The 7,488-nt window shown below is 55.7% G+C and carries 7 protein-coding genes and 1 tRNA gene; 3 read left to right on the forward strand and 5 right to left on the reverse strand.

Going from position 1 to position 7,488, the window contains the following annotated elements; all coding sequences use genetic code 11:
- Positions 1-10 precede the first annotated feature (10 nt).
- The 4 genes from HZB29_06995 to HZB29_07010 all read right to left on the reverse strand — a co-directional run bounded on the left by HZB29_06995 (position 11) and on the right by HZB29_07010 (position 2,438).
- The gene (locus HZB29_06995) at positions 11-1,186 is read right to left on the reverse strand and encodes an FtsX-like permease family protein (GenBank protein MBI5815344.1); all 1,176 of its coding nucleotides are present in this window, start codon (positions 1,184-1,186) and stop codon (positions 11-13) included.
- The gene (locus HZB29_07000; GenBank protein MBI5815345.1) at positions 1,183-1,818 is read right to left on the reverse strand and encodes an ATP-binding cassette domain-containing protein; all 636 of its coding nucleotides are present in this window, start codon (positions 1,816-1,818) and stop codon (positions 1,183-1,185) included. The genes HZB29_06995 and HZB29_07000 overlap by 4 nt, the downstream gene beginning before the upstream one ends.
- A 97-nt stretch (positions 1,819-1,915) precedes the next feature.
- The gene (locus HZB29_07005) at positions 1,916-2,182 is read right to left on the reverse strand and encodes a GIY-YIG nuclease family protein (protein ID MBI5815346.1); all 267 of its coding nucleotides are present in this window, start codon (positions 2,180-2,182) and stop codon (positions 1,916-1,918) included.
- A gap of 180 nt (positions 2,183-2,362) precedes the next feature.
- Positions 2,363-2,438, reverse strand: a tRNA-Arg gene (locus tag HZB29_07010).
- A gap of 222 nt (positions 2,439-2,660) precedes the next feature.
- On the opposite strand from HZB29_07010, the gene HZB29_07015 reads away from it, so the two are divergent.
- From HZB29_07015 to HZB29_07025, 3 genes are read left to right on the forward strand one after another with little or no spacing between them, the layout of a single operon-like run.
- Positions 2,661-4,610, forward strand: coding sequence for an SPOR domain-containing protein (locus tag HZB29_07015; GenBank protein ID MBI5815347.1), 1,950 nt, complete (start codon positions 2,661-2,663; stop codon positions 4,608-4,610).
- Between the two features lie 54 nt (positions 4,611-4,664).
- Entirely contained in the window at positions 4,665-5,975 is a 1,311-nt protein-coding gene (locus tag HZB29_07020; GenBank protein ID MBI5815348.1) for a DUF1015 domain-containing protein, read from the forward strand.
- Positions 5,975-6,583 carry a YihA family ribosome biogenesis GTP-binding protein gene (locus tag HZB29_07025; protein MBI5815349.1) on the forward strand — a complete coding sequence of 203 codons (609 nt, stop codon included), beginning with the start codon at positions 5,975-5,977 and terminating at the stop codon, positions 6,581-6,583. The genes HZB29_07020 and HZB29_07025 overlap by 1 nt, the downstream gene beginning before the upstream one ends.
- Here the strand turns inward: HZB29_07025 and HZB29_07030 are convergent.
- Positions 6,580-7,191: a hypothetical protein gene (locus tag HZB29_07030; GenBank protein MBI5815350.1), complete on the reverse strand. Its 612-nt coding sequence runs from the start codon at positions 7,189-7,191 to the stop codon at positions 6,580-6,582. The two genes, HZB29_07025 and HZB29_07030, sit on opposite strands and share 4 nt — an antisense overlap.
- Positions 7,192-7,488: the final 297 nt, after the last annotated feature.

A 7,488-nucleotide genomic window follows, 5' to 3' on the forward strand; every position in this document is an offset into this window, starting at 1 on the left:
TGTCCACAGTTCACTCCGTTTCGGAAAGGGTTTCCGCCACGTCGGTGGAATAGGCATGGAACGCCGGAATCAGCGAAGCCAAAAGGCCCGTGGCGCCCGTTATCGCCGCAAGATAAAGATCATTCATGGTTAAAACCGGCAGGTCTAACGCCAACTGGCGGGTTCTATCAAGCCAAATCCCGGCCGCCGCCGCCGCCGTATGGCCAAGGAAAAGGCCAGCCACAATTCCCAGGGCGGTGATGATAAGACCTTCCAGAATGATGTGGGCAAACAGCTTTGCCCGGGAGGCGCCAAGAAGGCGCATTATGGCCAGATCGCGCCGGCGCTCCTTCATGGCGCTGTACAGGGCCAGGAACACTCCAAGCCCGGCGGTCACGATCAACGTATAGAAAAAGCCTTTCATCACCTCCATTCCGGACCCGAGGACGGCCATGATCCTTGCAGTCTCGAACGCGGGAGATGCGGCCTGTAATTGACCGATTGCGTTTATTTTGCGTGGAAAGGAAAGAGCCGCCATAGGCGTGGAGTATGTGACCAGCAAGGCGGTAATCTCACTTTCGCCGGCCGCATGGCTTTTGTGGACCTCCCACACGCTTTCAAGAGAAGTGAGAATAAGCCTGTCCAGCACCGATCCGGTGGGCTCAAGAATCCCCACAACTGTATATGACATTTCCGCGTGGGTTTCCATGGCCGCTGTAACGCCATGGGCTCCAGCAAAGCTGCCGCCGGTCTTAAGCCCTGTTTCCCGCGCAACCCTGGCTCCGATCACAGCTTCCATCGGCGCGGCCCAGAGTTTGCCCGAGGCCAGGCGCGCTCCGTATTTATTTGGATACTCTGCCGTAGTCCCCACAATCCGGAAACTTTCAAAACTGTCTCCCAGGGAAACAGGTATGGCTGAGGCGACTTCGGGGCTTTTGGCCACACTCTCGGAAAGGGAGAGGGGGATATTGCCGGTGGGCATGTCCATCTGGTAAACGGCCGACAGCACAAGCTGGGCCGGGCTTCCTTTTGCGCCAACAACAAGGTCAATCCCGCCGGAGTCTTTTACAAGCCTCCCCTCCGCCTGGCCCAGCAGGGCCATCGCCGCGGTAATCCCCGCCACTCCCGCCGCCATCAGGAACGAATAAAGCAGGGAGGAGAATGCCTTGCGCCGGATGTATATCAGGCTTATCCGAAACAGGTTCATCCGGCTCCAAGCTCCAGCTTGTTGTGAAAAGCGGGCTTCACCCTCATGTCGTGAGTGGCCACAATGAGCGTGGCCCCGTTCCGGCGGGCCGTTTCCAAAAGCAACTCCAAGGCAGCGCCGCAGTTGCGCTCGTCCAGGCTGGAAGTCGGCTCGTCGGCAAGGATGATTTTGGGCCTGTTGACCACCGCCCGCGCCACCGCCGCACGCTGCGCCTGGCCGGCGCTTAATTGCGACGGGAGGGCGTTGGCCTTATCCTGTATCCCCATGCTTTGAAGAATGTCCATGGCGCGCGCGCGATCTCGCTTCAATCCGGCCATATACTGCGCCAACAGGAGGTTTTCCAACACGGTCATGGCGCCAACAAGGCATCGCCCCTGGAATACGATGCCTATATTTTTGCCACGAAACAGGTCCATCCGCGCGGCGGGCATTTTTGTTATGTCCTCCCCGGCGACGGTCAAAACGCCGGACTCCGGTTTTAGAAGCCCGGCGATAACATGCAGCAACGTGGTTTTACCGCATCCGGAAGGGCCGAGCACAGCCCAGTGTTCACCTGGCTTGACGTTCCATTCCGGCAAGTTCAGGACAGGCGAGCCGCCTCGGGTGACGTTAAGATTGTTTATCGCTATCATTGCTGTTATATGACAGAGCGCCGAATATATTTAATAATTTCAAGACGGCGAAACCACTTGTTGGCGAATGGGAAAAATGCCTTTTCTCTGGCTCGGCTTATTTCCACGGGTATTTGTCAAAATAATGCCTAAGCTGCTTTTTTAGAAACCGTTTCCCGGAACCGCTTTTTAAGAATAATTCCCTCGATTTTGCGTCTTTCTCCATTATATAAGCTTCGTAATATACAAGATTGAGCGGCCTTCGGTCCTTTGTGGAAGCAACTTTTCCTTGTTCATGGTATTTGATTCGTTCATTAAGGTCACCACTAACGCCCGTGTAAATCCCACCATCCTTACCACTATGCAGCACATAAACGTAAAACATGTCGTGGCGCCGGATTAAGATGTTATATCGGCAAGCTTACCAGCATGACGTGGCCCCGTAAAGTCAGCCTGCGGCCGACCACGGGGCTCACGTAAAATGGCTCGATTGACGGAATTAATAAATGGTTTTGTACAAGGTGGCGTAGCCACGTGATGGCGAACATAAGTGAGCCATTTTACGTGGTGCGCCCGGCAGGAGTCGAACCTGCGGCCTTCAGAGCCGGAGTCTGACGCTCTATCCTCTGAGCTACGGGCGCCAAAAGAATAACGATTCTAGCACATGGCGGGCACGCGGGCAAAAAACGGCTTAAACCTGATTGAAATAAAAAGCTTATCCGAATAGAATGAACGTCACGAACTTAAGTTAGGACCATTGAAAAGGGGATTCGTTGAACTTTAAGTTTTCGGCTTGCGGCGTCAATTCAAACCGATGGCGGTTTGTTTCATTAGCAGCTCTGTTGGCGTTGCCGTTTCTTCTGATGGCCCCCTTGGCCACTCATGCCCTTTCGCTCGGAAAAATCCGGGTCACAGGTTCCACAACCAACCAGTTCAAGGCTGAAATCCCCGTGCAAAGCGATGGCAAGGGGGGGCTGGTGGTGTCGCTTGGCTCGGAAGCGGACTACCGCAGGTTGAGACTTGTCCGCCCGCAGTTTTTGGACAACCTTCATATTCAGGTGGCGGACCACCCTTCAAATCCCGGCCAGAAGATAATCTATATCACGAGCCCCGATCCGATATATCAGCCCTCGTTCAACCTTATCGTAAAGGCGTTCATGAGCGGCGGTCAGATAATGGAGAGCTATTTCCTGGCCCTGGATTTCCAGAAAAACCTTTCGCTTGAGATGGCCTCCGGAAAAGACGAGGACAAGGCCGGAGTCCAGCGGGCCGCAAGCGGGCTTGAGGCGGGGAGTGAGGCGGGAAGTTCCGCGGAGTTGGACAAGATAAGGCTTGAAGAAATGGAAGCGTCCCGCCGCGAGGACAGGATACGGTCCGCGCTCAAAGGGGAGCAGCCCGCCGCCCAAACTCCTCCTGCAGCCGCTGAACCAAAGCAGCCGGCTTCCAAGCCGGAACCTGCTGTAAAAGCTGAATCGACCGCCATGGCGGACATAAAATCAAGCGAGGAGTCCGCCAGCGCCAGGCAGTACATAACTTCAACAGAGCAACCAGCGCCGCAAGCCGCTCCGGCCAAGAGCGAAGAGCCCATAGAGATAGTTATCAAGGGGGACGAAACGCAGGTGAAAAAACCTTCCGGTGAGGTGGTTACCAGCGTTGAGCCGTCCCCTGCCCCGTCAAAGCCGGTTGCTGTCGAAGGGGGATCGTACACTGTGGCGGGCGGGGACACGATGTTCAAAGTCGCCCACAAGATCGGCGTAAGCCAGGTTGGCGTGAACAAATATGTTGTCGCCCTATGGAAGAAAAACAAAAAGAGCTTTATACGCGGCAACATCCACGGGCTGAAAAAGGACGCAAAGTTGGATTACACCGGAGTGGAGGAAGAGGCGGAGTCCATATCCAACCATGAGGCCAACAAGGCGTTAAACGAACAATGGTCCGAATGGAAAGCCATCGGCCTTGTGAAAATCGCCGCCGCCGCCAAACCGAAGGAACCGGAGAAGAAAGAAAAGAAACCGGCCTCGGAGGTCCATGCGGCCGTTCCGGCGCAAAAACCCGCCGGGCAGCCCAAGCCAGTTAAAACGGAAACACCAGCCGCTCCGCCTTCTCCCGCCAATGGTGTCATGAAAACCCTTGCGGCATGGAAGAAGTCCGCCGGGTTGACCAAAGATGGTGACGTTGTGGACATTGTCGGCATCAAGACCGTGGACGGTGGCGCGATTGAAGTGAAGATAGTCAAGCGAACCGGCAAGGGAGCCTTTCAGTCAACCTTGTCGCTCAAGGGCGAAAGCGGCTCTTTCAAGGTTGAGAAAGAGGAAGAAGCCGCCGTCAAGACCAAACCGGCGCAGGCCAAACCTGCCAGGGGCAGGCCTTACACCGTGCATGTGGCCTCCTTCAAGGACTCTGATTCGGCCAAGGGGATGGCCCAGTTCCTGCGCGGCAAGGGGTACAACGCGTATGACATAACAAGCTTTGTTCCGGGGGCCGGCGGGCTTTACCGTGTGGCTGTGGACAGGTTCGCGTCGTACGCCGAGGCGAAGGAATTTTCCGGAAAGCTTGTGGAAGCCAAGATAGCCAGATCGGGCAAGATATTGAAACTGCCATATGCCGCCAGCGTTGGCGGATACAAGAGCGGCGAAGAAGCGGCCAAAAAGACTGGTGAACTGTCCTCAAAAGGATACTCCGCCTATACGGTGCAGGAAGCAGCCGGAGGGGCGTCTGTGATGATCGGTGCGTTCGACTCGGAGTCCGCCGCCAGTGAAGCCGCGGAGAAGCTGGCTTCAAATGATTTTTCATTATCCGTAGTCCAGCCGTAAAGTCTGTAGTAGAATCCCCGCTTTACCGTTTAACCTTTGGATTTGAATTCATAAATGACAAGAGTCAATCCCTTTAGGGGAGTGCGTTACAACCTGGAAAAAATCAAAGCGGCCGACGTGCTGGCTCCGCCGTATGATGTGATATCGCCCGACGCGCAAAGGGCCTTTTACGAAAAGAGCGACAGGAACGTGGTCCGCCTCATTCTTGGGATAGAGAATGAGACCGACACCCAGACAAACAACCGCTATACCCGCTCTTCGATGTTCCTGGCCAAGTGGCTGGCCGACGGCACATTGGCCCGCGACCCGAAGCCTGCGCTGTATCTGTACGCCCAGGACTACGAAGTGGAAGGGGAAAAGACGCGCCGGACCGGGTTCATTTGCAGGAGGCTCATCGAGCCTTTGGGGGTCTCCATTTTCCCCCACGAGCGCACCTTGTCGGGGCCGAAGACGGACAGACTCAATCTCACACGCGCGTGCCAGATGAATTTTTCGCCGGTGTTCGGGCTTTATTCAGACCCGGCCCGGACCCTGGACGGAATATGGGCGGGCATAATCTCCAATGAGACTCCGGACATCGACGTCACCGACGATGAAGGGGTCCGCCACGCCATGTGGACGGTGGCGGACGTGAAGATCATCCACAAGGCGCAGGAATTTCTTGAGGACAAACCTGTGGTGATAGCCGACGGCCACCACCGGTACGAGACCGCGTTAAACTACAGGAATGAGCGGCGCGCCGCCGAGAATCCCAGCGGAGTGACGGAATACGACTGCGCCCTGATGTACCTGTCCAATTCGTGCGGCGAGGGCTTTACGGTGCTGCCGACGCACAGGGTGGTCAAGGAGGTAAAAATCGCGGACATGCAAAGCCTGCTTGGAAAAATGAGAAAGTATTTCGCGATAGAGGAGGCTCCTCTTTCCAAGGACAAGCTGGCGGAATTCACCCACGCGCTGGCTTTGGCCGGCAAGGGCGCTCCCGCCTTCGGCATGATCGCCCCTGGGGGGAAGATATACACCTTGAAGCTTGATCTGGACAAGTATATGAAAGAGACGTCTTCATCCGGCGTCGCCTCGATTTTAAGGACGCTGGACGTATCCGTTCTCCAGGAGCTTGTGTTTGAAAACATCCTGGGCATAAGCAAGGAGGCTGTTGCGGACAAGAAGACCGTGGGCTACACCATCCACGCCGCCGAGGCGGCGGGGCTTGTGGAATCTGGCGCCGCGAAACTTGCGTTCCTGCTCAACCCGGCGGATGTGGACATGGTGATAAAGGTGGCCACATCCGGCAGCGTGATGCCCCAGAAGTCCACATACTTTTATCCGAAACTCATATCCGGGCTCGTGATGAACCCGCTGCGTTGATGAAAGTCATCCGAGCGGATTTTATAAAATCAGCCGTAAAGCCGGGGCAGTACCCATCCCTGACGCTGCCGGAAGTGGCGTTTGCAGGCAGGTCCAACGTGGGCAAATCGTCGCTGATAAACTCGCTCACCGGGCGCAAGGGGCTTGTGAAGGTGAGCAAGACCCCCGGCAAGACGCAGTTGCTCAATTTCTTTAAAATCAACGACGCGCTGACCCTGGTGGACATGCCCGGGTACGGATTCGCCAACGTTCCGGAAAAAACGAAGGAAAGCTGGGGCGAGATGGTTGAAACATACCTTAAGAACCGGGATCAGCTAAAATGCGTCGTGTCGCTCCTTGATTGCCGCCGCGTCCCGAATGAGGACGACATCCAGCTTCTGACATGGCTGCGCCACTACGAAGTTCCGACGGTCATCGTTTTCACAAAGATAGACAAGATACCCAAGACGCACAGGATCAGGTTCGTCCGGGAAGCGATGGCGCCTCTCACGGAAGTGACCGGCGGGGCGGCGAAGCCGGTGATGTATTCATCCCTTTCCGGCGAAGGGAAACGGGAACTGTGGATCGCCATTGAAACACTGTCGAGACTCAGGAAACACCCAGGCTAGACCTCGCCCCAGATTATCTCGAAGGGGAAATCGCCCGCGGACATGACGTGCTTTTTCGCCTTTTCATAAATCCCCGCGTCCGTCGTGTTGAAAGAAACTTCGTCGTCCTGCGAAAATCGGAACACGGCCCGTCCACCGGCGCCTATGGCGTAGCAAGTGGTCCCAAGGGCTGTGATCTGGGGTGTGATGATTTTCACGGCGGTGTCCGCCTCGTCTTTTTCCAGGATTATCACGTCCATGCCGCGCCCTCCGCCCGATAGCACATTGAGGGCCGCGGCCTCTTCCTTGGTGACAACTCCGCCTTTCACAAGGCCGGATAAGTCCTCGTCCAGCCATTCGTTGTCGGATGCGTAAAGCATGGCCGGGAAAAGGTCCAGCGCGCTCAGAACGCCGAAGGCGGCGGCCACCATGGCCCGTTCCACCGTGGCGCTCTCCCGGGATGCCGCCTCGAAGACGCCAGTCGAAAGGTCCGGTATGGACAAATTGGCGAAATCAAAGCCTATCGCCGAATCCTCGTCGGCGAAGCGCAATGAACGCCCATCCTCGTCCAATCCAAGGCCGGAGGACTTTATGGAGTTGAAGAACTCTGTCTCGTTTATGAATTTCAAGGATGACTTGGCTCCATTTTACCGTCTCCGCATCCTGATCTTTCCGGGCTCAATTATAATCAGATTTCCCCTGAAATCACTCTCGGCCAGATTGTTCAAAGCGGCGCTTAAGCACTGATTCAATTTTGCCACGGAAATCTCGTTCGGTAAATGAGCTATATTAACCGTCTCATAATAGTATTGACATAAGTGGATATATGCGTTACGCTGTAGTCCATGAAGAATACAGATGGGCGCGGGCTTGATAGTAAGACATTGACGCAGTTGCGCAAGCGGGCTGTGGCCTGTGTGCAGAGC

The sequence above is a fragment of the Nitrospinota bacterium genome (assembly GCA_016235255.1).
In the GTDB taxonomy this organism is placed as follows: Bacteria; Nitrospinota_A; UBA7883; order UBA7883; family JACRLM01; genus JACRLM01.